This window comes from Streptomyces sp. NPDC001903 (genome assembly GCF_042891345.1).
Taxonomy (GTDB): domain Bacteria; phylum Actinomycetota; class Actinomycetes; order Streptomycetales; family Streptomycetaceae; genus Streptomyces.
Genome location: NZ_JBIASZ010000015.1, coordinates 72,021 through 98,926 on the forward strand (window position 1 = coordinate 72,021; position 26,906 = coordinate 98,926).

Here is a 26,906-nt window from a genome sequence, read left to right on the forward strand (position 1 = left end):
GATGGGCGCGGGCCACGCCCACAAGCTCTACCGGCACGGCCACTCGCCGGTCCACGACCTGCCGCCGCACTGCAAGCTGGCCGCGGCCTTCACCTTCGTCGTGGTCGTCGTCTCCACGCCGCGCGAGGCGGTGTGGGCCTTCGGGCTCTACGCCGTCCTCATCGCGGCGGTCGCGGCCGCGGCCCGGATCCCGGCCGGCTTCCTGCTGCGGCGGCTGCTGATCGAGGTCCCGTTCGTGGCCTTCGCCGTGCTCATGCCGTTCGTGGCGCAGGGCGAGCGGGTGGAGGTCCTCGGCATGTCGCTCAGCGTCTCGGGCCTGTGGGGCGCCTGGAACGTACTGGCCAAGGGCACGCTCGGGGTCGCCGCGTCCGTCCTGCTCGCCTCGACCACCGAACTGCGCGCGCTGCTGCTCGGGCTCCAGCGGCTGAAGCTGCCGCCGCTGCTGGTGCAGATCGCCTCCTTCATGATCCGGTACGGGGACGTGATCACCGACGAGCTGCGCCGGATGTCGATCGCCCGGCGCTCGCGCGGGTTCGAGGCCAGCGGGATCCGGCACTGGGGGGTGCTGGCCAAGACCGCCGGCGCCCTGTTCATCCGCTCCTACGAGCGCGGCGAGCGGGTCCACCTCGCGATGGTCAGCCGCGGCTACGCCGGCTCCATGCCGGTGATCGACGAAGTCGTGGCCACGCGCGCCCAGTGGGCGTACGCGGCCGTACTCCCGGCGGCGGCGCTCGCCGTCTGTCTGATGGGATGGACCCTGTGACTCCCTCTCCCTCCGCCCCCGCCTCTCCCGCTTCCCTCGAGGTCCGCGGCCTCGCGTACGCCTATCCGGACGGGCACCAGGCCCTCTTCGGCGTGGACCTCACCGTCGGACAGGGCGAGCGGGTGGCCCTGCTCGGGCCGAACGGCGCCGGCAAGACCACGCTGGTGCTGCACCTCAACGGCATCCTCGGCGGCGGGGTCGGCACCGTGTCGGTGGCCGGGCTGCCGGTGGAGAAGCGGAACTTCGCCGAGATCCGGCGCCGGGTGGGCATCGTCTTCCAGGACCCGGACGACCAGCTGTTCATGCCGACCGTGCGCGAGGACGTGGCCTTCGGCCCGGCGGCCGCCGGGATGCGGGGCGCGGAGCTGGAGGCCCGGGTCCGCGAGGCGCTGGAGCAGGTCGGCATGGAGGCCTTCGCGGACCGGCCGCCGCACCACCTGTCGTTCGGGCAGCGCCGCCGGGTCGCGGTGGCGACCGTACTGGCCATGCGGCCGGAGATCCTGGTCCTGGACGAGCCCTCGTCCAACCTGGACCCGGCCTCGCGGCGGGAGCTCGCCGACATCCTGCGCTCGCTGGACGTGACGGTGCTGATGGTGACCCACGACCTGCCGTACGCCCTCGAGCTGTGCCCGCGGTCGGTGATCCTGAGCGAGGGGGTCATCGCGGCCGACGGGCGCACGCAGGACCTGCTGTGCGACGAGGATCTGATGCGGGCGCACCGGCTGGAGCTGCCGTTCGGCTTCGACCCGCGCTCGGTGTCGGTGGCATAAGTCCGACCAGGTGATTGTTGGACCGCTCGTGGACATCCAGGGTGAGGTGACGGCGGGCTTCGAGGCCGTCCGGGACGCTTTCGTACGCAACTTCGAGGTGCTCGGGGACCGGGGCGCGGCGGTGGCCGTGTACCGGGACGGCCGGAAGGTCGTGGACCTGTGGGCGGGCCCGAAGGACGTGGACGGCGCGGGCGGGCCCTGGCAGGCCGGCACCGCGCAGGTGGTGCGCTCGGCCACCAAGGGCGTGGCCGCCGTCGTGCCGCTGCTGCTGCACCAGCGGGGGCTGCTGGACCTGGACGCCCCGGTGGGGGCGTACTGGCCGGAGTTCAAGGCGGGCGGCAAGGAGCGGGCACTGGTCCGGGACCTGCTCGCGCACCGGGCGGCCGTTCCGGCGCTGGACGTCCCGCTGACGCCGGCGCAGGCCGTGGACGGTTCTTCGGGGGCGCGTGCGGTGGCCGGGCAGCGGGCCTTCTGGGAGCCGGGCTCCGCGCACGGCTACCACGCCCAGACGTACAGCTGGCTGCTGTCGGAGCTGGTGCTCCAGGTGACCGGGGCCTCGCTGGGCCAGTGGCTGGCGCAGGAGGTCACGGGCCCGCGGGGGCTGGAGTTCTGGATCGGCCTGCCGGCGGGGGAGACGGGGCGCGTGGGCCGGGTGGGACCGGTGGAGCCGCCCTCGGAGCCGGCGGGCGGGCTCAGGACCCGGCCGCGGAGGAACGTTTCGCAGGCTTGGGAGGACCCGTCCTCGCTGACCCGGCGGGCGTTCGCGGCGATCACGCCGCTGCCGGACGAGAACGCCCCCGAGTTCCGGGCGGCCGAACTCCCCGCCTCGGCGGGCATCGGCACGGCGCGCGGTCTGGCGGGCGTCTACGCGGCGCTGCTGGGGGACACGGAGGACGGCCCGGGGCTGTTCACCCCGCAGACGAGAAGCCTGGCGGGTACGGAGCTGTCGTCCGGGCCGGACCGGGTTCTGGTGGTCAACACGCGCTTCGGCCCGGGGTACATGCTGCACAGCCCGGCGTCGCCGCTGCTGTCGGCCGGCTCGTTCGGGCACCCGGGGCGCGGCGGGTCGCTGGGCTTCGCGGACCCGGAGTCGGGCGTCGCCTTCGGCTACGTGACGAACGCCCACGCGAAGTCGGTCACCGCCGACCCCCGGGCCCAGTCCCTGCTGCGGGCCGTCCGCGCCTCGCTCTGACCTCCCCGGGGGTCCCGGCCGCGACCGGGCCGCCGGGATCCCGACACCGCGGGGTCCCGGGACTCCGAAACCCCGGGACCCCGGACCGTCAGGAGGCGTTCAGGACCGCTGCGACCAGGGGGCCCGCCGCGTCGCCGCCGTGGCCGCCGGCCTCGACCATCGCCGCCGCGGCCACGTCGCCGCTGTAGCCCGTGAACCAGCTGTCCGGGCTGCCCGCGCCGTCGACCTCCGCCGAGCCGGTCTTGGCCCCCTTGTCGGAGCCGCCCACCGCGCTCATCGCCTGCGCAGCCGTGCCGCTGGTCGCCGTCAGCTTCATCATCCGCACCAGCTGCTGCTGGACCGAGGGCTTCATCTGCCGCGCCGCCTGCGCGATCGGCCGGCCGTCGAGCTCCGCCGGGACGAGCACCGGCTGGTGGAAGCTCCCGGTGCGCGCGGTGGCCGTGAACGAGGCCACGTTCAGCGGGTTCATGGTGATCCGGCCCTGCCCGATGTACTCGGCGGCCGCCTCCGCGCCCTTCGCCTCCGGCACCTCGCCGTCCGTCGAGCGGATGCCCGTCTTCCAGTTGTTCAGCCCGAGGCCGAAGACCTCCCGGGCCTCCTTCGCGAGCGCCCCGTCGTCGTCGACGTTGTCGATCTGCTTGATGAAGGCGGTGTTGCAGGACTTGGCGAAGCTGGTCGCGAAGTTGGCACCGGGCAGTTCGAAGTTGTTGAGGTTGTGGAAGGTGCGGCCGCCCCAGACGGCGTCCTTGGTGCACTCCGCCGGCTGGTCCGCCGCCGCCTTGCCCCGGTCGATCAGCATCGCCGCCGTCACGACCTTCATCGTCGAGCCCGGTGCCCGCCGCCCCTCCATCGCCGCGTTGAAGCCGTCCTTGCGGTTGTTGGCGACGGCCAGGATGTGCCCGTTGCCCGTCTGGACGGCGACCACCGAGGACTCCGGGTACTTGGCGACGGCCTTCTCGGCCGCCGCCTGCGCCTTGGCGTCCAGGTACGTCTTGAGCGTGCTCGGCTCCCCCTCCACCAGCGTGAGCAGGGTCCGCTTGGGCGCGTCCTGGGCCGCCGGCTCGATCCACAGCTCGGCCCCGGTCCTGCCGCCCACCTTGCCGCCGTACGTCTGGCGCAGCTGGTCGAGGACCGGCCGCAGCGAGGGGTACTTCTCGGCGCTGAGCTCCTCGCCGTTGCGGTCCACGGCCTTGACCGGCGGGGCCGCGGGCGCGCCCGCGCGCAGCTTCTCGTCCTTCTGCAGCTGCGGGTGGAGCACCGAGGGCTGCCAGTCGACGAGCGGCTTCCCGCTGGTCAGCCCGCGTACGACGGTCAGCTTGGACTCGTACGCGAGCGGCTTGGTGGCGCCCTCGTAGGTGACCTCCGCGGCGACGGAGAACGGGATGGTCGTGCCCGCCTGCGCCCCCGGAGTGATCACCGCCTTGGACACGTACGCCTTGGCCCGGTAGTCGGCCACGGCGGTCTGCGCGGCCTGCACGTTGTTCGTCAGCTCCGCCGCGGCCCGCGCGTCCCCGGCCGCCCAGGCGGCGAAGAAGGCCTTCGCGGTCTGCGCGGCCTCCTTGTCGGTGACGGGCCCGCTGCCCTTCGCCGTCGCGGCGGTGGTCTCGCCGCCCTTGCCCTTGTCGTCCCCGCCGCCGTCCCCGACCAGCGCGTACACCCCGTACCCGGCCCCGCCCACCATCGCGAGGAACACCCCGCCGATGATGGCGCCTTTCGCCGCCCCGTTCACGTACGTCCTCCCCAGATCCCCGTGTTTCTCTGAACATGTTCAAAGAACCTCTGGTGCGGACCTTACGCTGTGCAAACAGAACGCGTACGGCTTGTTACCAGACCGGAACAACGCGGCCGTAGGCCGGCCCGGCCGGATCAGCCGATCCTCACCTGGGTGTAGTCGGGGAGCACGCACACCTCGCCGCCGCCGTAGGGGATGTTCTTGACCGTTCCGCCCTGCTCCGTGCACTCCGCGGACGTGATGGTCGGGGCCGCCGCCGCTTGGGCTGACGCGGCGCCGAGGGCACTCGCGCCGGCCAGCGCCGCCGTGGCGAGGGCGAGACCGAGAAGTCGTCGCATGCGCATGACGCGCCGCCTCTCCGGCGCCCTGGGCCCGGTCCGCTCCGAGGACGACCGTTACTGAAGCCGAGGGCGTCCTCCTTCCAGCATGGCCGCCGCCCGCCACGCCCGCGAGCGGTGGTGGACGGCGCCCGCCGGGCCCCTCGTTCGGCTGCTAGACCCAGCTGTCCATCCACATGCGGCCGCGCCAGGAGTCCATCGGCAGCGTCTGGCCCGTGTAGATCGGCCAGAAGTAGATGAAGTTCCAGATGATGAGCAGGACCAGCACGCCCGCCGCGATCGCACCCAGCGCGCGCCTGCGTTCCGACGAGCCCGCCGGGCCCAGCAGGGCGCCGATCATCATCGCCACCGCAAGGCACAGGTACGGGACGAAGACCACCGCGTAGAAGAAGAAGATCGTCCGCTCCTGGTAGTTGAACCAGGGCAGCAGACCCGCACCCAGCGCGCACGCGATCGCGCCCGCCCGCCAGTCGCGGCGGAAGAACCACCGCCACAGCACGTACAGCAGCGCGAAGCAGCCCGCCCACCACAGCAGCGGGGTGCCCAGGGCCAGCACCTCGCGGGCGCACTTGCCCGCCTCCGTCGCCGGGCAGCCGTCCGTCCCCGGGTCGGGGGACTCGTAGAAGTAGGAGACGGGCCGGCCCAGGACCAGCCAGCTCCACGGGTTCGACTCGTACGTGTGCCCCGAGGTCAGGCCGACGTGGAACTTGTAGACCTCGGTCTCGTAGTGCCACAGGCTGCGCAGCCACTCCGGCAGGAACGACAGCGAACTGCCCTGGTCGTTCTTGGCGGCCCAGTCGCGGAAGTAACCGCCCTTGCCGTTGTCCGGGGACAGGATCCAGCCGGTCCACGAGGCCAGGTACACCGCGACCGCCACCGGCACCGTCGACAGGAAGCCCGGCAGCGCGTCGCGGCGCAGCATCGCCGCGTACGGGGCGCCCGCCCCGGCGGTGCGGCGCGCGGCCGCGTCCCACAGGACGGTCAGCACACCGAAGAACGCCAGCACGATGAGGCCGTTCCACTTCGTGCCGAACGCCAGACCCAGGCAGACGCCGGCCAGGATCCGGTACGGGCGCCAGCCCAGGCGCAGCGTCTCGGCGACGGCGGCGTCCGGCCGGGCGCGCCCCTCGTCGTCCACCGGGAGCGCGTCCGCGAGTCTGGCCCGGGCCCTGTCCCGGTCGATCAGCAGCGCCCCGAACGCGGCCAGCACGAAGAACATGAGGACGAGGTCGAGCAGGGCCGTGCGGCTCATCACCAGGTGCAGGCCGTCCACCGCGAGCAGCGCGCCCGCCAGGCAGCCCAGGAAGGTGGAGCGGAACAGGCGGCGTCCGATCCGGCACAGCATCAGCACCGACAGGGTGCCGAGCACCGCCGTCATGAACCGCCAGCCGAACGGAGTGAAGCCGAACATCCACTCGCCGAGCCCGATGACCCACTTGCCGACCGGCGGGTGCACCACGTACCCGGGGTCCATCGGGAGGGCGACCCCGTCGGGGTTGGCGAGGATCGACTTGTCGATGTCCTTGGGCCAGCTCGCCTCGTAACCCTGCCGGATCGTGGCCCAGGCGTCCTTGGCGTAGTACGTCTCGTCGAATATCACCGCCTTCGGGCTGCCCAGGTGCACGAAGCGCAGCACCCCGGCCACCAGCGCCACCAGCAGCGGCCCCGCCCACGCCAGCACGCGCTGCCAGGTGCCCGCCGCGGAGAGCGGGATCCCGAGCGCCGTCCACAACTGCGCGGAGGGCCGGGCGTACGGGGGCACCAGGCGGCCGCGGACGTCCGGACTCGGGGCGCCGCTGCGCCCGGGGCCCTGGCGCGCGGCGTCGGCGGGCGGCACGTAGCCGAAGCTGCGCAGGCGGCGCAGCCAGGTGGACGGCTGGTCTGCGCGTCCCGCCGGAGGGGCGGGCGGGGCCCCCGCGGGGCTGGGCGGCGGCGTCGCGGTACTGGTCACCGGGTCATCGTAGGGAACGCACCTGTGCGAACCCCAGCGCCGGGGACCCTCGGTGCGTGTGCCGGGCGGGACGGATGACGTGTGCCGGGTGGGACGGCTGAGAGGATGGGCGGGTGACGACTGACCAGCCCACCGGCTCCGAAACCCCCTCCGCGACCTCCTCCTCGGCCTCCTCCGCGACCTCCTCCTCCGCAGGCGTGCTCGTGCTCGCCGGCACCCCGATCGGCGATCTCGCCGACGCCCCGCCGCGGCTCGCCGCCGAGCTGGAGCGGGCCGACGTGGTCGCCGCCGAGGACACCCGGCGGCTGCGCCGGCTGACCCAGGGCCTCGGCGTGCACACCACCGGGCGCGTCGTCTCCTACTTCGAGGGCAACGAATCGGCGCGCACCCCCGAGCTGGTCGAGGCGCTGGAGCAGGGCCGGCGGGTGCTGCTGGTGACCGACGCCGGGATGCCGTCCGTCTCCGACCCCGGCTACCGCCTGGTCGCCGCCGCCGTCGAGAAGGACATCAAGGTCACCGCCGTGCCCGGGCCGTCCGCGGTGCTCACCGCGCTCGCCCTGTCGGGGCTGCCCGTGGACCGCTTCTGCTTCGAGGGGTTCCTGCCACGCAAGGCGGGCGAGCGCCTCGGCCGGCTCCGCGAGGTCGAGGGCGAGCGCCGCACGCTCGTCTACTTCGAGGCCCCGCACCGGCTCGACGACACCCTCGCCGCGATGGCCGAGGTCTTCGGCGCCGACCGGCGGGCCGCCGTGTGCCGCGAGCTGACCAAGACGTACGAGGAGGTCAAGCGCGGCGGCCTCGGCGAGCTGGCGGCCTGGGCCGCCGAGGGCGTGCGCGGCGAGATCACCGTCGTCGTGGAGGGCGCACCGGCCGCCCGGCCCGGCGACGTGGACGCCGAGGAGCTGGTGCGCAGGGTGCGCGTGCGCGAGGAGGCCGGGGAGCGGCGAAAAGAAGCCATCGCGGCGGTCGCGGCCGAGGCCGGAGTACCCAAGCGGGAGGTCTTCGACGCGGTCGTCGCGGCAAAGAATGCGGCTCAAAAGGTGCTGTAAGACGGTAAAGGGCTAACCTGAAAAGCAAAGCTCAGACCGCGCACCGGGCGCTTTGGGACATGAGTCGCCCAAAGACCGTCCAACAGTCGACAGGGCCTGATGCGCTCCTGCCCGAAGAGGCGTCCACTGGCAATGGCACCAGTGGAACAAGAGGAGCTGGCATGAGTGAGATCGCAGACACCTCGGTACCCGTACCCGCGCCCGCAGTGGCCGTACCCGTCTCCCTGCCGAAGCCTGGTGTGCACACCGTGCACGAGGCGTACTCCTTCGCCTGCATGAAGTGCGGCTACGCCTGGGAGCAGGGCTACGAGATCGAGCACCACGTCGACGGCAAGGGCCAGCCCTTCATCATCTACACCGTCCAGGGCGAGCGGGTCCCTTCGCCGCTGTCGAACCCGACCTGCCACAACTGCGGCGGGCACGTGGTGCGGATCATGCGCGAAGGCCAGGTCTCCTCGGTTCTCGGCACGATCGACAAGCTCTACCACCACCGCATCTCCCCCGGGATCGCCGGCCCGGTGCCGGCCGGCGCGAACGTCCCGCGGGCCCCGAAGCAGCGCAAGACCCCGCTGCACGAATCCCCCGGGCCCGTCACGGCGGACGAGGGCGCGGAGCGCGGGGGCTGGCTCTCCCGGCTGATGAGGCGCCTGCGCCGGTCATAAGATCGGCCCCATGAGCACTGCCGCCAAGGACGCTTCCAAGGACACCCCGCCGCCGCTGCCCGAACCCCTCCGGGTCGCGGTGGCGGACTCCCACACCCACCTGGACATGCAGCGCGGCACCGTCGAGGAGGGCCTCGCCAAGGCCGCCTCGGTCGGCGTGACCACCGTCGTCCAGGTCGGCTGCGACGTGAAGGGGTCCCGCTGGGCGGCCGAGACGGCGGCCGCGTACGAGAACGTCCACGCGGCCGTCGCCCTCCACCCGAACGAAGCGCCCCGCATCGTGCTCGGGGACCCCGACGGCTGGTCCCGCCAGGGGGCCCGGGCGGGGGGCGGCGAGGGCGCGCTCGACGAGGCGCTGGCCGAGATCGAAGAGCTCGCGAAGCTGGCGCACGTCAAGGCCGTCGGCGAGACCGGACTCGACCACTTCCGCACCGGACCCGACGGGATGGCCGCGCAGGAGCGTTCCTTCCGTGCCCACATCGAGATCGCCAAGCGGCAGGGCAAGGCCCTGGTCATCCACGACCGGGACGCCCACGCCGACGTCCTGCGCATCCTGCGCGAGGAGGGCGCGCCCGAGCGCACCGTCTTCCACTGCTACTCCGGGGACGCCGAGATGGCCCGCGAATGCGCCGCCGCCGGGTACTACATGTCGTTCGCCGGGACCGTGACCTTCAAGAACGCCGCCCCGCTGCGCGAGGCCCTCGCCGTGGCCCCGCTGGAGCTCGTGCTCGTCGAGACCGACGCCCCCTACCTCACCCCCGCGCCGTACCGCGGACGGCCCAACGCGCCGTACCTCATTCCGCTGACCGTACGGGCGATGGCGGCGGTGCGGGGGATCGACGAGGACGCCATGGCGACCGCCCTGGCGGCGAACACGGCGCGCGCCTTCGACTACTGACGGCCCCTCGGCCCGCCCGGCGCCCCGACACGCTGGGTAGCCGGCCGACTTTGGCGAGTGACGGACGTCCGCTAGGGTGCCGTGCCCGAACCGATGGGGCCGGACCAGTGGAGCGAGCGTCGTGAGCGAGAGTCCTTTCACCGGGGTGTACGGGAACGAGGCCGTCGCCCCCGACCCAGAGCCCGCCGTGGTCCCCGCCCCGCGCACCGGGGACCGGCGGGCCGCCCGGCGCCGCAAGAGCGCCGAGGCCGGGCCCGCGCCCGCCGCGCCGACCGGACGGCGCCGGGCCGCGCCCGCCGGGGGCACTGACCTCGCGGCCCCCGCCGGCACCGGAGCGGGCCCCGGACCCGGCACCGGCCGGCGCCGCAGCCCCGACCCCGGCCCGGGCCTGCCGCCCACCGCCGCCCCCACCGGCCGGCGCCGCCGCGCCGCCCCCGCCCCCGCTGCCCCGGCCGGCGCGGCCGCGGGGCAGGGCAACTGGCGGCGGATCGTCCCGCAGGCCCTGGTCGTCGCCTTCCTGGCCGGCGGCACCACGGCCTTCGTCGCCGCCGACAAGTCCGTACGGCTCACCGTGGACGGGGAGCCCCGGACCCTGCACACCTTCGCCGACGACGTCGACGAACTCCTCGCCGCCGAAGGCCTCGGCGTCGGCCCCCACGACCTCGTCGCCCCCGCCCGCACCGAGGCCCTCGACGACGGCGACGAGATCGTCGTCCGCTACGGCCGCCCCCTGCGCCTGACCCTCGACGGACAGACCCGCCAGGTGTGGACCACCGCCGCCACCGTCGAGGGCGCCCTGCGCCAGTTCGGCGTCCGCGTCGAGGGCGCCTACCTCTCCGCCCCGCGCACCGCCCCCGTGCCCCGGGCCGGCCTCGCCCTCTCCGTCCGCACCGAACGCAGCGTCACCTTCATGGCGGACGGCCGCGAAAGCACCATCCGCACCAACGCCGCCACCGTCCAGGAGGCCCTCGGCCAGGCCGGGATCACCCTCCAGGGCCAGGACACCACCTCCGTCCCGCCCGCCTCCTTCCCGCGCGACGGCCAGACCGTCACCGTGCTCCGCATCACCGGCACCCGCGAGGTCCGCGAGGAGCGCATCCCGTACGAGATCGAAAGCACCGAGGACGACGGCCTGTTCGCCGGCACCGAGGTCGTCGAGCGGGCGGGCCGACCCGGAGCGCGCCGGGTCACGTACGTCCTGCGCACGGTCAACGGGGTCCGCCAGAAGCCCCGCAAGGTCGCCGAGGAGACCGTCCGCGAGCCCGTGACCCAGCTCGTCAAGGTCGGCACGAGGCCCCTGCCCACCTCCGTCGCCGGGGCCGACGGCCTCGACTGGGGGGCACTGGCCCAGTGCGAGTCCGGCGGCCGCCCCTCCGCCACCGACGCCTCGGGCACGTACGGCGGCCTGTACCAGTTCGACGTCCGCACCTGGCAGAGCCTCGGCGGCTCCGGCCGCCCCCAGGACGCCACGGGCCAGGAGCAGACGTACCGGGCGAAGAAGCTCTACGTACAAAGGGGCGCGACCCCCTGGCCCCACTGCGGCCGTAGGCTTTACCGGTAGCCGCCCAGGGTGACCCTTCGCGAGTGGCGTCGTTGACCCGGAAGACACGGCACCGGCGATACGGGGTGGGCGTTGAGGCGGAAGGTGCTGCTCGCCGAGCACGAGACCGCCCGTACCGCCTGCGCCCGCGGCCTGTTGCGAGCAGGTGTGGACGAGGAGAGCGGGGAGCCGCAGGCGGTCTCCGTGCTGACGGAGCGTGTCGGCTGGGCTGTTGCTCTGACGGCCGACATGGTGACCGAGCTGGTGGCCGCCCACTGGAACGCCGATGACGTGGCGGCGCTCGCTTCCGGAAAGGACAGCGAAGGTCGGAAGCTTCCGTCGAACGCGTGGATGGCGCTGAGGCGTCTGGGCTGGGCCACCGCGCCACCCCGGGGCGTGCGCGTCAATGACCGGATCGTCCGCATGGCTCAGGAGCAGGCCGGGCGCACCCTGCGATCCGCTCAGTGGAGGGCCGAACTCGTTGCCGGTGTCCTCGGGTCATGGCCCGCGGACCCATCCGGGCGGACGGCGGACGAGTGGGTTCAGGTGCGAGCCGCTGTGCCCGGGGGGCGGCATCTGTCCTCAGTCGTCATCAAGGGTCCCACCCGGCAGATCGAGGCCTTCCTCAAGACGAACGGACGCCTTCCTGCGGATGTGTTCGAGCTCGAGAGCGCGCCGCGGACGTCGCGGATGCTGCTGTTGTCGGCGTGCGACGGGCAGCAGGCCGGCATCGAACGGGCTGATGTGCCGGACCGCGCGCTGCTGCGCTTGCAGCTCCCCACTCGACCCGACCCGCGGTCGCATCGGGACTGGACCTCGGTGGCCTGCCCCGTCGTCCTGCCGCCGACCGTACCCGCACGTGCGGTGCTGCACCTGCCCACCTTGCGTCTGGCCCAGGGAGGCGTCCGCGTTGATCTCGCCTACACCCATGCCGTGCCCAAAGCAGCCCGCACAGGACACACGGTCGCGCTGGGTGTGGACTGGGGCCTGAACACCCTCCTCTCCTGCGGAGCCGCGCGGCTGCACGCCGACGGGCGGATCACCACGCTGGGCGCCGGGGCCGTGTTCCGGGCGGCCGGTCTCCTCGCCAAGCAACACCGTCTGCGACGCCACGGCGAGAAACTCCAGCTCAAGGCCGACCGCTACCGGCGGCTCACCGGCGGGGACGAGCGGCACGCCCTGACCCCCCGACTCGCCGTCCTGAACGACGAGGTCCACCGGGTCAGCGCACGCCGATCAAACCTCAACGAGGCACTGGCCCGGGCCGCCGCCAGATGGGCGGTCGATCAGGCCGTCACCGCCGGGGCGAGCGTCATCCACCTCGAAGACCTGCGCTCCATGGAAGCGCGCGGCATGGGCCGAACCCAGAACACGCGCATGGCGCAGACGGTGCGCGGCCGGATCACCGATCGCATGCGGCACCTCGCCGCAGAGGCGGGCATCGCCGTGGTCACCGTGCCCCCGAGGAACACCTCCAGGCACTGTCCGCGGTGCCTCGCTCCACTACGGCACCGCAAGGCCCCCGACGCGCCCACCGCGCCGGGCTGGAAGTGGGCACTCTGCCCCGGCTGCGGCTGGCAGGGGGATCGGGATCAGGGAGCCTGGCAGCGCATTGCAGCCAGGGGCCTGGCCCACCAGGCCAAGACGGCGACCGATCGCACCACGGGCACCATGGCGATCCGCACGATCGTGGACGGGCTCGAGGCGGGCGCTGTCATCACACCCGCCACCGACCGGACCCTGCGGCCGGACCGGTCCAAGAACGGCCCCACCCTGCCCAGGCCATCACGTCCGGTGCCCAGGCGACGCCGGACACCCTCCCCTGTCGGGCCTTCGGACCCGCCGGGCCAGCGTCCGGAGGGACGCGTTCACACGGACCGGTTCCGGCTGCCCCGCGCAGCCGGCCGGCACCAGGGCGTGACGACGATCAGCTCAGCTCCCCCGGGTATCAGCCCGGGGGGCCGCACCGTCGGCCGACATCGGCCGCGAGGAGCGGCGTTGGGCGCGGGGTTCCACCTCCACGCGCACGCCACCCCTCCGCGGTGGGAACGCGTTCCCGAGCCGGACACTGCGGTCCGGCTCGGGAACCCCCGGACGATCTGAGACGCTTTACCGGTGAGCACCGCAGAGCAGCAGCCCGAGAGCACCACCAGCAGTACGAGCAGCACGGCCTCCGACGCCCTTCTCGGACCGGCGGACATCCGTGAGCTGGCCGCCGTACTCGGCGTACGGCCGACGAAGCAGAAGGGCCAGAACTTCGTCATCGACGCCAACACGGTGCGCCGCATCGTGCGCACCGCCGAGGTGCGGCCCGACGACGTCGTCGTCGAGGTCGGGCCCGGGCTGGGGTCGCTGACGCTCGCGCTGCTGGAGGCCGCCGACCGGGTCACCGCCGTCGAGATCGACGACGTCCTGGCCGCGGCGCTGCCCGCCACCATCGAGGCGCGGATGCCGGAGCGCAAGGACCGCTTCGCGCTGGTGCACTCCGACGCGATGCTGGTGGAGGAGCTGCCCGGGCCGGCGCCGACCGCGCTCGTCGCGAACCTGCCGTACAACGTGGCCGTGCCGGTGCTGCTGACCATGCTGGACCGGTTCCCGACCATCGAGCGCACGCTGGTGATGGTCCAGGCCGAGGTCGCCGACCGGCTCGCCGCCGAGCCGGGCAACAAGGTCTACGGGGTGCCCTCGGTCAAGGCCAACTGGTACGCGCACGTCAAGCGCGCCGGGTCCATCGGCCGCAAGGTGTTCTGGCCCGCGCCGAACGTGGACTCGGGCCTGGTCTCGCTGGTGCGGCGGGCCGAGCCGATCAAGACGAGCGCCACGAAGGCGGAGGTCTTCGCCGTCGTGGACGCGGCCTTCGCGCAGCGCCGCAAGACGCTGCGGGCCGCGCTGGCCGGCTGGGCCGGTTCGGCGGCGGGCGCCGAGCAGGCGCTGGTCGCCGCCGGGGTGTCCCCGCAGGCGCGCGGGGAGTCGCTGACGGTGGAGCAGTTCGCGGCGATCGCCGAGCACAAGCCCGCGGCGGAGAGGCCCGCGCTGTGAGCACGAAGAAGAGCGTGACGGTACGGGTCCCCGCGAAGGTCAACGTCCAGCTGGCGGTGGGCGCGGCCCGGGCCGACGGCTTCCACGACCTGGCCAATGTCTTCCTCGCGGTGTCCCTGTACGACGAGGTGACGGTCACCGCGGCCGAGACCCTGACGGTCACCTGCGCCGGTCCGGACGCCGACCAGGTCCCGCTGGACCGTACGAACCTGGCGGCGCGGGCGGCGGAGATCCTCGCGGCCCGCCACGGCCTGTCCGACGCGGTCCACCTGCACATCGCGAAGAACATCCCGGTGGCCGGCGGCATGGCGGGCGGCAGCGCCGACGGCGCGGGCGCCCTGCTGGCCTGCGACGCGCTCTGGGGCCTGGAGACCCCGCGCGCCGAGCTCCTGAAGATGTGCGCGGAACTCGGCAGCGACGTGCCCTTCAGCCTGGTCGGCGGAGCGGCGCTCGGCACGGGGCGCGGGGAGCTCCTGACGCCGGTGGAGGCGGGCACCTTCCACTGGGTGTTCGCGGTCGCCGACGGCGGGCTGTCGACGCCGGCGGTCTTCCGCGAGTTCGACCGGCTGGCCGAGGGGCGGACCGTCCCGGCCCCGGAGGCCTCGCCGGCGCTGCTCGCCGCCCTGGCCTCGGGCGACCCGGACGCCCTCGCCGCGACCCTGGCCAACGACCTCCAGCCGGCGGCGCTCTCGCTGCGCCCGCAGCTGGCCGCGACGCTGGAGGCGGGCACCTCTGCCGGAGCCCTGGCCGCGCTGGTCTCCGGCTCCGGCCCGACGACGGCGTTCCTGGTGCGGGACCCGGAATCCGCCCTCAAGGTGGCCGCGGCCCTCGAAGCCTCCGGCACCTGCCGTACGACCCGTACGGCCACCAGCCCGGCCCCGGGGGCCACGGTCCTCGCGTCCTGAGGCGGACGTCCACGCCCCCGTCCACGCCCAGGTCCACGCCCACGCGAGGGCCCGGGTGTCCGGGTGCCCGGATACCCAGGGCGAAGTGAGTATCCGCGCTCTGTTCCCGCCCGGGTCCCGGGCGGGAACGTGGCCCCATGGGATACGCCGCGCACACCGCCAAGGACCTCGCCGAGGCCACCCCCGGGAGCCGGGACCGGTACGTCGACCTGCTGCGGGTCGCCTCGCTCGGGACCGTCCTCCTCGGGCACTGGCTGATGGCCGCCGTCAGCAGTGACGGCATAGGGAACCTGCTCGCCCTCGTTCCCGCGCTCCAAGTGCTCACCTGGGGCCTGCAGATCATGCCGGTGTTCTTCTTCGTCGGCGGGTTCTCGCACGCCCTGTCGTACCGGTCCCTGGCCCGGCGCGCCGACGGGCGGCCCGTTTACGCCGCCTTCCTGCGGGCCCGGCTCCAGCGGCTGCTGCGGCCCACCCTCGTCTTCGTCCTCCTGTGGACCGCGGGGGCGCTCGCCGTCCAGCTCGCCGGCGGCGGGGAGGGGAAGCTGACCGGGGCCGCCCTGCGGCTGGTCACCCAGCCGCTGTGGTTCATCGGGATCTACCTCGCCATGGTCGCCTTCACCCCGGCGCTGCTGAAGCTCCACCGGCGGTGGGGCTGGGGGGCCTTCGCCGCGCTCGCCGGGTCCGCGGCCGCCGTCGACGTACTGCGCTTCGCGCTCGCCGTCCCGTACGTCGAGTTCCTGAACTTCGCCTTCGTCTGGCTCGCCGTCCACCAGCTCGGCTTCCTGCGCGCCGACGGCCGGATCACCCGCCCCGCCGTGCTCGCCGCCGCCGGGCTGGCCGGCGCCGTGCTGCTCGTCGCGTACGGGCCGTACCCGCTGTCGATGGTCGGGATGCCGGGCGAGAAGGTGTCCAACATGGCCCCGCCCACCCTCGCCCTCCTGGCGCACGGGATGTGGCTGGTCGGAGCCGTGGAGCTGCTCCGGGCGCCCGCCGCCGCCCTGCTCGCCCGGCCCCGCGTCTGGCGCGGGGTCGTCGCCGCCAACGGGATCGCCATGACCGCCTTCCTCTGGCACCTGACCGCCATGCTCGCCGTGTACGCCGCCCAGCTCGGGCTCGGGCTGAGCCTGCCCGAGCCCGCCACCGCCGCCTGGTGGGCCCAGGTCCCCGTCCGGCTGCTCGCCGCCGCCGCGCTGACCGGCGTACTGGTCGCCGTCTTCCGCCGCTTCGAGGCGCCCGGCCGCGGCGGCGCCGAGCCCGGATCCGGGCCCCGCGCCGCCCTCGGCATCACCCTGTGCCTGCTCGGCGTCCTCGGCCTGTCCATGACCGGGCTCGGCGGTCTGCTGGAGGGCCACAGCGCCACTTTGATCGCCCTCCCGGTCACCGCGCCCGCCGCCATCGGCATGGCTCTGGGGGGCTGGCTCCTCGTGGAGCGCTCGGCGTCGGTCCGGAGGGTTAGGCTGAGGGGCTGATCCACACCCTTCCCTGGAGCGCGTCTGATGGCCGTCAATCTGGTCAATGTCGAGGCAGTCGGCAAGGTGTACGGAACCCGTGCCCTGCTCGACGGCATCTCCCTCGGCGTGTCCGAGGGAGACCGGATCGGTGTCGTGGGCCGCAACGGCGACGGCAAGACCACCCTCATCCGCATGCTCGCCAAGCTGGAGGAGCCCGACACCGGCCGGGTCACCCAGAGCGGCGGCCTGCGCATGGGCGTCCTCACCCAGCACGACTCCCTCGACCCCGCGGCCACCATCCGCCACGAGATCATCCGGGACATGGCCGACCACGAGTGGGCCGGCAACTCCAAGATCCGCGACGTGCTCACCGGACTCTTCGGCGGCCTCGACCTCCCCGGCTTCGGCCAGGGCCTCGACACGGTCATCGGCCCGCTCTCCGGCGGTGAGCGCCGGCGCATCGCGCTCGCCAAGCTGCTCATCGCCGACCAAGACCTCCTGGTCCTGGACGAGCCGACCAACCACCTCGACGTCGAGGGCATCTCCTGGCTGGCCAAGCACCTCCAGGAGCGGCGCTCCGCACTCGTCTGCGTCACCCACGACCGCTGGTTCCTCGACCAGGTCTGCACCCGCATGTGGGACGTCCAGCGCGGCTCCGTCTACGAGTACGAGGGCGGCTACAGCGACTACGTCTTCGCCCGCGCCGAGCGCGAGCGCATCGCCGCCACCGAGGAGACCAAGCGGCAGAACCTGATGCGCAAGGAGCTGGCGTGGCTGCGCCGCGGCGCCCCCGCCCGGACCTCCAAGCCGCGCTACCGCATCGAGGCCGCCAACGAGCTCATCGCCGACGTGCCGCCGCCGCGCGACAAGTCCGAGCTGATGCGCTTCGCCAACGCGCGCCTGGGCAAGACCGTGTTCGACCTGGAGAACGTCAGCGTCCAGGCCGGTTCGAAGATCCTGCTCAAGCACCTCACCTGGCACCTGGGCCCCGGCGACCGCATCGGCCTCGTCGGTGTCAACGGCGCGGGCAAGACCTCGCTGCTGCGCGCGCTCGCGGAGGCGGCCCGTACGCAGGGGGACGTGCAGCCGGCGGCCGGGTCCGTCACCGTCGGCAAGACCGTCAAGCTGGCGTACCTCTCCCAGGAGGTCGGCGAACTCGACCCGTCCCTGCGGGTGCTGGAGGCCGTGCAGCGCGTGCGCGACCGCGTGGACCTCGGCAAGGGCCGCGAGATGACGGCCGGTCAGCTGTGCGAGCAGTTCGGCTTCACCAAGGAGAAGCAGTGGACGCCGGTCGGCGACCTCTCCGGTGGTGAGCGTCGCCGGCTGCAGATCCTGCGGCTGCTGATGGACGAGCCGAACGTGCTCTTCCTCGACGAGCCCACCAACGACCTCGACATCGAGACCCTGACCCAGCTGGAGGACCTCCTCGACGGCTGGCCGGGCTCGATGATCGTCATCTCCCACGACCGGTTCTTCATCGAGCGCACCACCGACACGGTGATGGCGCTGCTGGGCGACGCGAGCCTGCGGATGCTGCCGCGCGGCCTGGACGAGTACCTGGAGCGCCGGCAGAAGATGATCGAGGCGGCCGCCCCGGCTCCCGCCCCGGCCGCCGCCAAGTCGAGCGCCTCCGGCGACTCGCGCGCGGCGAAGAAGGAGCTCCAGAAGATCGAGCGCCAGCTCAACAAGATGTCCGACCGCGAGACGAACCTGCACGCGCAGATCGCCGAGAACGCCACCGATTTCGACAAGGTGGCCAAGCTCGACGCCGAGCTCCGCGAACTCATCTCGGACCGGGACGAATTGGAGATGCGCTGGCTGGAGCTGGCCGAGGAGGCCTAGATTCCGCCGGTCCAAGGCGTCAACTGGCCGGATAACGGCGTTGTCACGGGCCGGTCCTCCCTTGGGAACAGGGGTTGGACCGGCCCGATGTAAGCGCGCTGTCAGTGATAGAAAGGTCATCCCCCTACGCCACCCGACGCCGAAGGTATGCGCTGATGACCGAGCCGCCCCAGCCGCCGAACCAGCCGCCCACACCTTCCGGTTACGGTCACCTGCCCGGCCCGCCGCAGCCCGGGTACGGGTACCCGCAGCAGGGCGAGAACCCGTACGCGCAAGCGCCGCCGACGCAGCCCATGCAGCCGGCGCAGCCGGGGCCGCAGCACCAGGCGCCCCAGCAGGGCCACTTCCCGCCGCCTCCGGGCATGCCCACCGTCGGCATGCCCCAGCCCGGGGGCGCACCGCAGCCGAAGAAGAAGAAGACGGCCGTCGTCGTCGCCGCGGCCGTCGCCGGCGTGCTCGTCCTCGGTACCGGCGGCTACTTCGCCTTCCTCGACGGCGGGGACGAGGACCCGAAGAAGCCCGTCGCGCAGGGATCCGCCCCCGCCGACGGCAAGCCCTCCGCCGCGGTGGACAAGGGCGACGGCAGCGGCGGCGGCAACGAGCCCGAGGACCTCAACGCCGGCCGCAAGCAGGGCGAGGACAAGGTCCTCTGGCTCAAGACCGCCAAGATCGACGGCCCCGGCGCGGGCGTGGAGGCCGAGGGCCAGTGGGTCGTCGGCGACACCGTCGTCAAGAGCGCCTGGAAGAACCTCACCGCGTACGGGGTCACGGACGGCAAGCAGAAGTGGACGCTCGCCTTCCCCACCCCGATCTGCGCCGTCACCCGCCAGACCGCCGCCGAGGCCAAGACCGTCGTCATGGTCAAGGACGGCGACGGCGACTCCGCGACCTGCAACCAGATGAAGCAGGTCGACCTCAAGGCGGGCAAGGAAGGCTGGACGAAGGAGGTCCCCAAGGAGGGCCTCTTCGACATCATGACCAGCCCCACCCTGGGTATCACCGGCGACACCGTCGCCGTCAGCCGCAGCGGCACCGCCAGCGCCTTCAAGGTCGGCACGGGCGACAAGCTCTTCGGCAGCGCCGACGCCGAGGGCTGCAAGCCCGACTCGTACGTGGCGGACAAGGGCAAGATGATCGCCATCTCGACCTGCTACGACGAGGACCTCTCCCGCGAGGTCTCCGACGCCGACCCGGTCACCGGCAAGAAGACCTGGACCTTCAAACTGCCGGCCAAGTACAAGGTCGGCGCCGTCTACTCGCTGGACCCCCTCGTCCTCGACATCGGCAACCAGGAGAAGAAGGAACGCGCCATCGTGGTCCTCGGACCCGACGGGAAGCAGCGCGCCACCGTCAGCGGCGAGGGCAACTTCGCCACCGAGTGCAACAACGGCATCTTCCACTCCGTCGAGGTCTGCTCCCACACCGCAGTGGACGGGAACACCCTCTACCTGCCGACCGTCGCGGAGTCCGGCAAGGGCAACGAGATCGTCGCCTTCGACCTGGGAACCGGCAAGGCCAAGTGGCGCACCCCGGCCGGGGACGGCCGCACCCTCACTCCGCTGGGGGCCGCGAACGGGCAGCTGCTCGCCTACCGCAAGGCCAAGTCCGACCAGGGCGGCGAGGTCGTCTCGATCCCGGCCGCCGCCGGCGGCACGCCCACCGCGCTCCTGCGCAACCCGTCAGGAGTCGCCGCCCCGATCGAGAGCGCCTTCTACAACCCGCTGACCGACTACGTGGACGGCCGGTTCTTCATCGGCGTCACCATGCTTTCCGCCAAGGGCACGGACGAGAAGCTCCTGATGGTCTTCGGCAAGTGAACGAGTCCACCGAGCCGCCCACCGAGAGGCAGTAGCAAGCGATGAGTACCCCGCCGCCCCCCAACCAGCCGCCCGCCGGCGGCTTCGGAGCGCCGCAGGATCCCCCGCCCGGGGGCTTCGGCGCGCCGCCGCCGGTGCCGCCCGTGCCGCCGGCCGCCCCGCAGCAGCCGCCGGTGCCGCCCACCGCCCCGCAGCAGCCCGCCGCAGCGCCGACCGCGCCGCAGCAGCCGGCCGCAGCGCCGACCGCGCCGCAGCAGCCGGCCGCAGCGCCGACCGCGCCCGCCGCGCCGGGCGCAGCGCCGCAGGGGCAGGCGGCGTACGGCTATCCCCAGCAGGGCTACGGCTACCCGCAGGAGCAGCCCCCCGCCGGCGCCGGCGCCGCGCCGTCCTACGGCGCGCCCACGGCCCCCATGTACGCGGCCCAGCCCCCGGCCCCGGGCGGCGCGGGCGGCGGCGGCAACGACGTGCGCACCCAGCTGATGATCGTCGGCGCGGCCCTGGTGGCCATCGTCCTGATCATCGCGGGCGGCTTCTGGTACGTCTCCGGCGACGAAGGCGGCAGCGGCAAGCAGCCCACCGCGAACGGCACCACCGGCGGCGACAAGCCCGGCTCCGGCACCCCCGGTTCGGAGAAGGCGCCCGCCAACACCAAGTCGAAGCCGCTGTTCAACCAGCCGAACCCGACCCCGGAAGAGGTCGTCACGGTCGCGGGCTCCTGGCTCACCGACTCGACCTACGTCAAGTCGGACGTGGCGAAGGTCGTCGGCTACAACACCGTCGACGGCGGCAAGAAGTGGGAGATCCCGCTCCCCGGCGAGCTCTGCGGCGCCACCAAGCACGTCAGCGACAACAAGACGGCGGTCCTCTTCCGGCCGACCAAGCCCACGCCGGAGAACAAGTACCCGGCGTGCACCGAGGTCGGCGTCATCGACCTGAACGCCGGCAAGCTCCTCTGGTCCGGCAACGCCAAGGGCGCCACCACCGGTGACAGGCCCGCCTCGTACTACGAGGTCACCCTCAGCGGCCAGACCGTCGCCGCGGGCGGCACCAGCGGCGGCGCCGCCTGGAGCCTCGCCGACGGCAAGCCGCTGTGGACGCCCAAGGTCGACGGCGAGGGCTGCTACGACAGCGGCTACGCGGGCGGCGAGGCCCTCGCCGTGATCCGCAAGTGCGGCCGCGGCGACAACCAGTCGCTGTACGCGCAGACGCTGGATCCGGCCACCGGCGCCCAGACCTCCTCGTACAAGCTCTCCCCGGGCATCGAGTGGGCGTCCATCGTCTCCACCAAGCCCCTGATCGTCGCCGCCGACGTCGGCAAGACCGCCAAGAACGCCACCGGCGTCAGCGACCTCTTCGTCGTCGACCCCAAGGGCGAGCTGAAGGCGCGCATCTCGCTCGCCTCCGGCAACTTCGGCGGCAAGTGCGGCGGCACCGAGGTCGAGAAGTGCGCCGGCTTCGTCGTCGGCAACGGCAAGGTCTACCTGCCCTCGATCGAGCACCAGGGCACGGCGGAGGTCGGCCGCACCAACGAGCTGCTCTCCTTCGACCTGGAGACCGGCAAGCAGACCACCGACCGCGCCGACGCGGGCGAGCGGTACACCATGTTCCCGCTCCGCATGGACGGGTCGAACATCATCGCGTACAAGGAGCCCCCGTACGACAAGGGCGGCCAGGTCGTCAGCATCGACGGTACGACGATGAAGGAGACCGTCCTCATGGAGAACCCGGCGGAGAAGGCCAGCCGCACCGCCGAGACCGGCTTCTCGCCCGACTTCTCCGAGTACCGCTACCACAACGGCAAGCTCTTCATCTCCCGGACGACGGCCCGCAAGCCGTACTCCGACAAGGGCGACCCCGAGTACCTGTTCGTCTCCTTCAGCGCCAGCTGATCCCCGGCCGATCCCGGCCGCCGCCCGCAGCGCGCACGAGCCCCCGGAAGGTCCGCCTTCCGGGGGCTTCTGCGCGGTATCCGCCTCGCACCGTCGAACAAGCGTGTAGCTTGCCGGGTCAGAAGGGTCGGGGGTGGGTGCGCGATGGGCGTACGGGTCATGGTGCTCGACGAGCACCGGCTGCTGGCCGAGGCGCTGGCCTCGGCCCTCAAGCTGCGCGGGCACCGGGTGCTGGCCGCGGCCGCCCCGGCCGCGGGCGCCGCCGAGCTGGTCATCAGCCGGGCGCCGGAAGTCTGCCTGCTGGGCACCGCCACGCCCGCCGAACCGGGGGTGTTCGAGCCGGTCGTCCGCATCAAACGGGAACGGCCGCAGATCGCCGTGGTCGTCCTCGGCCCGGTGCCGAGCCCCCGCGGGATCGCGGCCGCCTTCGCCGCCGGCGCCTCGGGGTACGTACGCCACGACGAGCGGATCGAAGGGGTCGAGCGGGCGCTGGCCAAGGCCCGGGCGGGAGAGGTGGCGATCTCCCCGCAGCTGCTGCAGGGGGCCTTCGCGGAGCTCCTCAACCCCGCCGCCCAGCCCGACGACGAGGGCAGTCGGCTGCTGCGGCTGCTCACCCCGCGCGAGGTGGAGGTGCTGGTCAGGGTCGCCGAGGGCGAGGACACCCGGCTCATCGCGGCGGGCATGGAGATCGCGCCGAGCACCGCCCGTACGCACGTGCAGCGGGTGCTGATGAAGCTGGGCGTCGGCTCCCGGCTGGAGGCGGCCGCGCTGGCCGCCCGTACCGGCCTGCTGGACCGGGCGGGGCTGTCGGCGGCGGCCGCCGATTTCCCCGCGGGCCCGTAATCCGGTAAGCCAGTGACCGGCACGTGCACGCGCCCGCGTGCATCCCCCCGCGAGAGGCAGTAGACGAGTGAGCAAGACGGCGACGTTCAAAGCGGCGACTTTCAAATACATGGTCACCGGCGGCGCCGGGTACGTCGGCGGCGTCGTTGCGGCGCACCTCCTGGAGGCCGGGCACGAGGTCACCGTCCTCGACGACCTCTCCACCGGCTTCCGCGAGGGCGTCCCGGCGGGCGCGGCCTTCATCGAGGGCCGCATCCAGGACGCCGAGCGGTACCTGGACCCCTCCTACGACGCGGTGCTGCACTTCGCGGCCTCCTCGCAGGTCGGCGAGTCCGTCGCCAACCCGGGCAAGTACTGGGAGAACAACGTCGGCGGCACGCTCGCCCTGCTGGCCGCGATGCGCACGCACGGGGTGCGCAAGCTGGTGTTCTCCTCCACCGCCGCCACCTACGGCGAGCCCACCGAGGGCCTGCTCACCGAGGACTCGGTCACCAAGCCCACCAACCCGTACGGCGCCTCCAAGCTGGCCGTCGACCACATGATCGCCGGCGAGTGCGCGGCGCACGGCGTCGCGGCGGTCTCGCTGCGCTACTTCAACGTGGCCGGCGCGTACGGGGAGTTCGGCGAGCGGCACGACCCCGAGACCCACCTGATCCCGCTGGTGCTGCAGGTCGCCCTGGGCGAGCGGGAGTCGATCTCGGTGTTCGGCGAGGACTACCCGACCCCGGACGGCACCTGCGTACGCGACTACATCCACGTGGCCGACCTGGCGGAGGCCCACCTGGCGGCCCTGGAGGCGGCCACCGCGGGCGAGCACCTGATCTGCAACCTCGGCAACGGCAACGGCTTCTCGGTCCGCGAGGTCGTCGAGACGGTCCGCAAGGTCACCGGCGCGGAGATCCCCGAGGTCATCGCCCCGCGCCGGGCCGGCGACCCGGCGGTGCTCGTCGCCTCCGCGCGCACCGCCCACGAGCGGCTCGGCTGGACCCCGGCCCGCTCGGACCTCACCGGCATCATCACGGACGCCTGGAACTTCACCCGCAAGCACCGTTCCTGACCCGCTGTCCCGCGTCACCCGCGCCCCCCGCACCCCGTCGTGCGGGGGGCGCGGTGCGTGCGGCGCCGTGCCTGCCGCGGCGTGCGCGGGGAGCGCGGACGCGCCGGGGGCGCCGTGGGCGGGCGCGGTGCGCGGGCGCCCGGCGTGCACACGCCGGGTGAAAGGGCCCCCGTGCAACTGCCTGCGGCACAGGCCTGCCGGAAACCGTCTTCCAGACCGTCCACATGGTCGAATTCTGGCCATCGAAAACCCGGTTCACGCCTGCCCAGCCGGAAAATGGCTCGGAAAACTTCCGCTATTCGGCCAACCGCGAGCCGCCACCCGTTCTACGCTGATGCGTGACACCGGTGGGGGCCGGTGTTGATTCAGGGGTCGAGACACGCCGGGTACGGCGTCCGGTCCGGGGTAGTGCAGAGATGTCTCGGCGGCGGCCGCGGCAGCTGCGGATCACCCGGTCCGGGCGCCGTACCCGCAGTCGTCCGTTCCCCGACCCTTGGGGGTTTTGTGGTTCGCATCCGGGTTCTCGTGGTCGACGATCACCGCATTTTCGCCGAATCGCTCGCAGCCGCACTCGCGGCCGAGCCCGACGTGGACGTGTCCGCGGCCGGCAGCGGCCCCGCCGCGCTGCGCTGCCTCGAACGCGCGGTGGCCGAGGGCCGCCGCTTCGACGTCCTGCTCGTCGACGCCGATCTCGGCGCCGCCGCCGGGGCGGTGCCCGCCCAGCGCGAATCGGGCTCCGGCCCGCCGCCGGGCGCGGACGGGATCGCGCTGGTCGCCGGGGTGCGGGTGTCTCACCCCGGGGTGCGCACCGTGGTGCTGGCCGAGCGCGACGATCCGCGCCGGGCCGCGCACGCCCTCCAGGCAGGGGCTTCCGGCTGGGTGGCGAAGGACTGCTCGCTCTCGCGGCTGCTGGCCGTCATCCGAGGGGTCCTGCGCGAGGAGACCCACCTCCCGCCCGCGCTGCTCACCGGAGTGCTGCGCGAACTGACCGCCGCGCGCAAGCACCGTACGGACAGCGAGCGGCTCGTCGAGTCCCTCACGCCGCGCGAGCACGAGGTGTTGCGCTGCATGGTGGCGGGGCTGGGCCGCAAGGACGTGGCGGCGAGGCTGTTCCTGTCCCCGCACACCGTCCGTACGCACATGCAGAACGTGCTGGGCAAGCTCGGGGTGCACTCCACGCTCGCGGCGGTGGCACTGGCCCGGCGGGCCGGGGTGCGGCCGGCCGACCTAGCCGGGGATGTTGTCGAACGGAGCGGTCAACTGGCGTAGCAGCGCCGCGAGATCGCCGCGCTGGGCCTGGGAGAGCTGGGCGAGGATCGCCCTCTCCTGGGCCAGCAGGCCGGCCAGGGCCTGGTCGGCGCGGTCCCGCCCCTCCGCGGTGAGCCGGACCAGCACCCCGCGCCGGTCGTTGGGGTCGGGCAGCCGCTCGACGAGGCCCTTCTTCGCGAGCCGGTCGATGCGGTTGGTCATGGTGCCCGAGGTGACCAGGGTCTGCGTCAGCAGCTGGCCGGGCGAGAGCTGGTAGGGCGCGCCCGCGCGGCGCAGCGACGTCAGGACGTCAAACTCCCAAGGCTCCAGGCCGTGCTCGGAGAAGGCCAGCCTGCGGGCGCGGTCGAGGTGTCGGGCGAGCCTGCTGACGCGGCTCAGCACTTCGAGCGGTTCCACGTCGAGGTCAGGGCGCTCCCGCCGCCATGCCGCGACCAATCGGTCGACCTCGTCCTCCATGCCGATCAGTGTAAGGGGTCTGTCGACGTGAAGTCTCTTCAAATCGAGGATCTCGGGCATAGATATCTCGATCTCATGAATCTTGACATCGAGATATATTCTGAGCGACGATGGGCATGGAGGGTGCCGGAACCGCTTCCGCTTCCGACCGCCCCGCCAGTAGGGAGGCTCGAACATGCATTCCGATATCGCGTCGGCAAGGATCCCCGCACCCCCCGCCCACGCCGCGCCCACCTGGGACCCGCAGCAGTACCTCCGGCACGCCGGACACCGGACCCGTCCCTTCCTGGACCTCCTGAGCCGGATACCCGAACTCCCCACCCGCCCCGCCCGCATCGCCGACCTCGGATGCGGCCCCGGCAACGTCACCGCGCTCCTCGCCGAACGCTGGCCCGAAGCCGACATCACGGGCTTCGACCTCTCCCCGGAGATGCTCCGGCGGGCCACCGGCGAGTACGCGGGCACGACCTCCGGAGGCGGCCGCCTCGGCTTCCGCCACGGCGACCTGTCGAGCTGGCTCCCCGAGGAGCCCTACGACCTGATCGTCTCCAACGCGGCCCTGCAATGGGTCCCGAGCCACCCCGGCTCCTTCGCCGCCTGGATCAACGGACTGCGCCCCGGCGGCACCTTCGCCTTCCAGATACCCGCGAACTTCACCGCCCCCAGCCACGCCCTGCTCGCCCGGCTCTGCGACACCCCGCGCTGGCGCGGCCGCCTCGCCGGCCACGGCTCCCGCTACATCCACATCCTCGAACCCGCCGAGTACCTGGCCCGGTTCACCGAGCTGGGCTGCGCCGTCGACATCTGGGACACCACGTACCACCAGCTGCTCACCGGTACCGACCCCGTGCTCGACTGGGTCAAGGGGACCGCGCTGCGGCCCGTCCTGACCGCACTCGGGGACGACCGGGAGGCCGTGGAGGCCTTCCTCGCCGAATACCGCGACCTGCTGCGCGAGGCCTACCCGCCCGGGCCGCGCGGCACCGTCTTCCCGTTCCGCCGCATCTTCGCCGTCGCCCGTAAGGAGCTCTGACCGTGCTGAGCGCTGTCGACCACGTCCAACTCGCCGCGCCGCCGGGCTCGGAGGACCGGCTCCGGGCGTACTACACGCACGTCCTCGGCATGACCGAGGTGCCCAAGCCGCCCGTCCTCGCCGCCCGCGGCGGCTGCTGGTTCGCCGCCGGCCCGGTCCAGCTGCACCTGGGCGTCGAGGAGGACTTCCGGCCCGCCCGCAAGGCACACCCCGGGCTGCGCGTGACGGGGATCGAGGCGTACGCGGACAGACTGGCGCAGCGCGGAGCGAAGGTCGTCTGGGACGACAACCTGCCCGGACACCGCCGCTTCTACTCCGAGGACCCCGTGGGCAACCGGCTCGAATTCCTGGAACCCCTCGGCGCGGAACCTCTCGGCGCGCACCCCCTCGGCCGGGCCTGACCGCCCGGGGGA

At 73.1% G+C, this 26,906-nt stretch carries 23 protein-coding genes; 19 read left to right on the forward strand and 4 right to left on the reverse strand.

The genetic code is table 11. The features are described from left to right. Position 1 precedes the first annotated feature (1 nt). The 3 genes from cbiQ to ACFYZS_RS28970 are packed head-to-tail and all read left to right on the forward strand — an operon-like array spanning position 2 to position 2,725. On the forward strand, positions 2-763 hold the full coding sequence (gene cbiQ, locus ACFYZS_RS28960) for a cobalt ECF transporter T component CbiQ (RefSeq protein ID WP_389018685.1): 762 nt from the start codon (positions 2-4) through the stop codon (positions 761-763). Continuing rightward, the gene (locus tag ACFYZS_RS28965; protein ID WP_389018688.1) at positions 751-1,533 is read left to right on the forward strand and encodes an energy-coupling factor ABC transporter ATP-binding protein; all 783 of its coding nucleotides are present in this window, start codon (positions 751-753) and stop codon (positions 1,531-1,533) included. Before cbiQ ends, ACFYZS_RS28965 begins: the two co-directional genes overlap by 13 nt. Positions 1,534-1,561: 28 nt before the next feature. After that, a complete protein-coding gene (locus ACFYZS_RS28970) occupies positions 1,562-2,725 on the forward strand; it encodes a serine hydrolase domain-containing protein (RefSeq protein ID WP_389018691.1) in 1,164 nt (387 codons plus the stop codon). An 88-nt stretch (positions 2,726-2,813) separates the two neighbouring features. On the opposite strand, the gene ACFYZS_RS28975 is transcribed toward ACFYZS_RS28970, so the two are convergent. From ACFYZS_RS28975 to ACFYZS_RS28985, 3 genes are all read right to left on the reverse strand, one after another. Further along, positions 2,814-4,454: a penicillin-binding transpeptidase domain-containing protein gene (locus tag ACFYZS_RS28975; protein WP_389018693.1), complete on the reverse strand. Its 1,641-nt coding sequence runs from the start codon at positions 4,452-4,454 to the stop codon at positions 2,814-2,816. Positions 4,455-4,591: 137 nt separating this feature from the next. Further along, positions 4,592-4,801, reverse strand: a complete 210-nt coding sequence (locus tag ACFYZS_RS28980; RefSeq protein WP_389018695.1) for a hypothetical protein — start codon at positions 4,799-4,801, stop codon at positions 4,592-4,594. Positions 4,802-4,949: 148 nt separating this feature from the next. Next, complete coding sequence (locus ACFYZS_RS28985) at positions 4,950-6,746, reverse strand: dolichyl-phosphate-mannose--protein mannosyltransferase (protein ID WP_389018697.1); 1,797 nt, start codon at positions 6,744-6,746, stop codon at positions 4,950-4,952. A 197-nt stretch (positions 6,747-6,943) separates the two neighbouring features. Here ACFYZS_RS28985 and rsmI point away from each other — a divergent pair, with 197 nt between their 5' ends. The 14 genes from rsmI to ACFYZS_RS29055 all read left to right on the forward strand — a co-directional run bounded on the left by rsmI (position 6,944) and on the right by ACFYZS_RS29055 (position 25,004). After that, the gene (gene rsmI, locus ACFYZS_RS28990) at positions 6,944-7,792 is read left to right on the forward strand and encodes a 16S rRNA (cytidine(1402)-2'-O)-methyltransferase (protein WP_180291325.1); all 849 of its coding nucleotides are present in this window, start codon (positions 6,944-6,946) and stop codon (positions 7,790-7,792) included. A gap of 161 nt (positions 7,793-7,953) precedes the next feature. Further along, positions 7,954-8,454 (forward strand): hypothetical protein, encoded by a 501-nt coding sequence (locus tag ACFYZS_RS28995; RefSeq protein ID WP_389018700.1) that lies wholly within the window; start codon positions 7,954-7,956, stop codon positions 8,452-8,454. Between the two features lie 10 nt (positions 8,455-8,464). After that, positions 8,465-9,352 carry a TatD family hydrolase gene (locus ACFYZS_RS29000; RefSeq protein WP_389018703.1) on the forward strand — a complete coding sequence of 296 codons (888 nt, stop codon included), beginning with the start codon at positions 8,465-8,467 and terminating at the stop codon, positions 9,350-9,352. Positions 9,353-9,473: 121 nt separating this feature from the next. After that, on the forward strand, positions 9,474-10,913 hold the full coding sequence (locus ACFYZS_RS29005) for a ubiquitin-like domain-containing protein (protein WP_389018705.1): 1,440 nt from the start codon (positions 9,474-9,476) through the stop codon (positions 10,911-10,913). Positions 10,914-10,997: 84 nt separating this feature from the next. After that, positions 10,998-12,995, forward strand: coding sequence for a zinc ribbon domain-containing protein (locus tag ACFYZS_RS29010; protein WP_389018708.1), 1,998 nt, complete (start codon positions 10,998-11,000; stop codon positions 12,993-12,995). A 12-nt stretch (positions 12,996-13,007) separates the two neighbouring features. After that, on the forward strand, positions 13,008-13,931 hold the full coding sequence (rsmA, locus tag ACFYZS_RS29015; protein WP_389018712.1) for a 16S rRNA (adenine(1518)-N(6)/adenine(1519)-N(6))-dimethyltransferase RsmA: 924 nt from the start codon (positions 13,008-13,010) through the stop codon (positions 13,929-13,931). After that, entirely contained in the window at positions 13,928-14,836 is a 909-nt protein-coding gene (locus ACFYZS_RS29020; protein WP_389018715.1) for a 4-(cytidine 5'-diphospho)-2-C-methyl-D-erythritol kinase, read from the forward strand. Before rsmA ends, ACFYZS_RS29020 begins: the two co-directional genes overlap by 4 nt. A 137-nt stretch (positions 14,837-14,973) precedes the next feature. After that, complete coding sequence (locus ACFYZS_RS29025) at positions 14,974-16,305, forward strand: acyltransferase family protein (RefSeq protein ID WP_389018717.1); 1,332 nt, start codon at positions 14,974-14,976, stop codon at positions 16,303-16,305. A 27-nt stretch (positions 16,306-16,332) separates the two neighbouring features. After that, the gene (locus tag ACFYZS_RS29030; RefSeq protein ID WP_389018720.1) at positions 16,333-18,129 is read left to right on the forward strand and encodes an ABC-F family ATP-binding cassette domain-containing protein; all 1,797 of its coding nucleotides are present in this window, start codon (positions 16,333-16,335) and stop codon (positions 18,127-18,129) included. 155 nt (positions 18,130-18,284) lie between these two features. Further along, positions 18,285-19,946, forward strand: a complete 1,662-nt coding sequence (locus ACFYZS_RS29035) for a PQQ-binding-like beta-propeller repeat protein (RefSeq protein WP_389018723.1) — start codon at positions 18,285-18,287, stop codon at positions 19,944-19,946. A 41-nt stretch (positions 19,947-19,987) separates the two neighbouring features. Continuing rightward, positions 19,988-21,835 carry a PQQ-binding-like beta-propeller repeat protein gene (locus tag ACFYZS_RS29040; RefSeq protein WP_389018725.1) on the forward strand — a complete coding sequence of 616 codons (1,848 nt, stop codon included), beginning with the start codon at positions 19,988-19,990 and terminating at the stop codon, positions 21,833-21,835. A 144-nt stretch (positions 21,836-21,979) separates the two neighbouring features. After that, positions 21,980-22,678: a response regulator transcription factor gene (locus ACFYZS_RS29045; RefSeq protein ID WP_389018728.1), complete on the forward strand. Its 699-nt coding sequence runs from the start codon at positions 21,980-21,982 to the stop codon at positions 22,676-22,678. Positions 22,679-22,787: 109 nt separating this feature from the next. Continuing rightward, positions 22,788-23,735: a UDP-glucose 4-epimerase GalE gene (gene galE / locus ACFYZS_RS29050; RefSeq protein WP_389018731.1), complete on the forward strand. Its 948-nt coding sequence runs from the start codon at positions 22,788-22,790 to the stop codon at positions 23,733-23,735. Between the two features lie 504 nt (positions 23,736-24,239). After that, positions 24,240-25,004: a response regulator transcription factor gene (locus tag ACFYZS_RS29055; protein ID WP_030156558.1), complete on the forward strand. Its 765-nt coding sequence runs from the start codon at positions 24,240-24,242 to the stop codon at positions 25,002-25,004. On the opposite strand, the gene ACFYZS_RS29060 is transcribed toward ACFYZS_RS29055, so the two are convergent. Beyond that, a complete protein-coding gene (locus ACFYZS_RS29060; RefSeq protein WP_389018734.1) occupies positions 24,963-25,460 on the reverse strand; it encodes a MarR family winged helix-turn-helix transcriptional regulator in 498 nt (165 codons plus the stop codon). The two genes, ACFYZS_RS29055 and ACFYZS_RS29060, sit on opposite strands and share 42 nt — an antisense overlap. Positions 25,461-25,635: 175 nt before the next feature. Between ACFYZS_RS29060 and ACFYZS_RS29065 the strand changes: the two genes are divergently transcribed. Together ACFYZS_RS29065 and ACFYZS_RS29070 are read left to right on the forward strand one after the other, a co-directional pair. Then, positions 25,636-26,493, forward strand: a complete 858-nt coding sequence (locus ACFYZS_RS29065) for a trans-aconitate 2-methyltransferase (RefSeq protein ID WP_389018737.1) — start codon at positions 25,636-25,638, stop codon at positions 26,491-26,493. Between the two features lie 2 nt (positions 26,494-26,495). After that, positions 26,496-26,894: a VOC family protein gene (locus ACFYZS_RS29070; RefSeq protein ID WP_389018740.1), complete on the forward strand. Its 399-nt coding sequence runs from the start codon at positions 26,496-26,498 to the stop codon at positions 26,892-26,894. Positions 26,895-26,906: the final 12 nt, after the last annotated feature.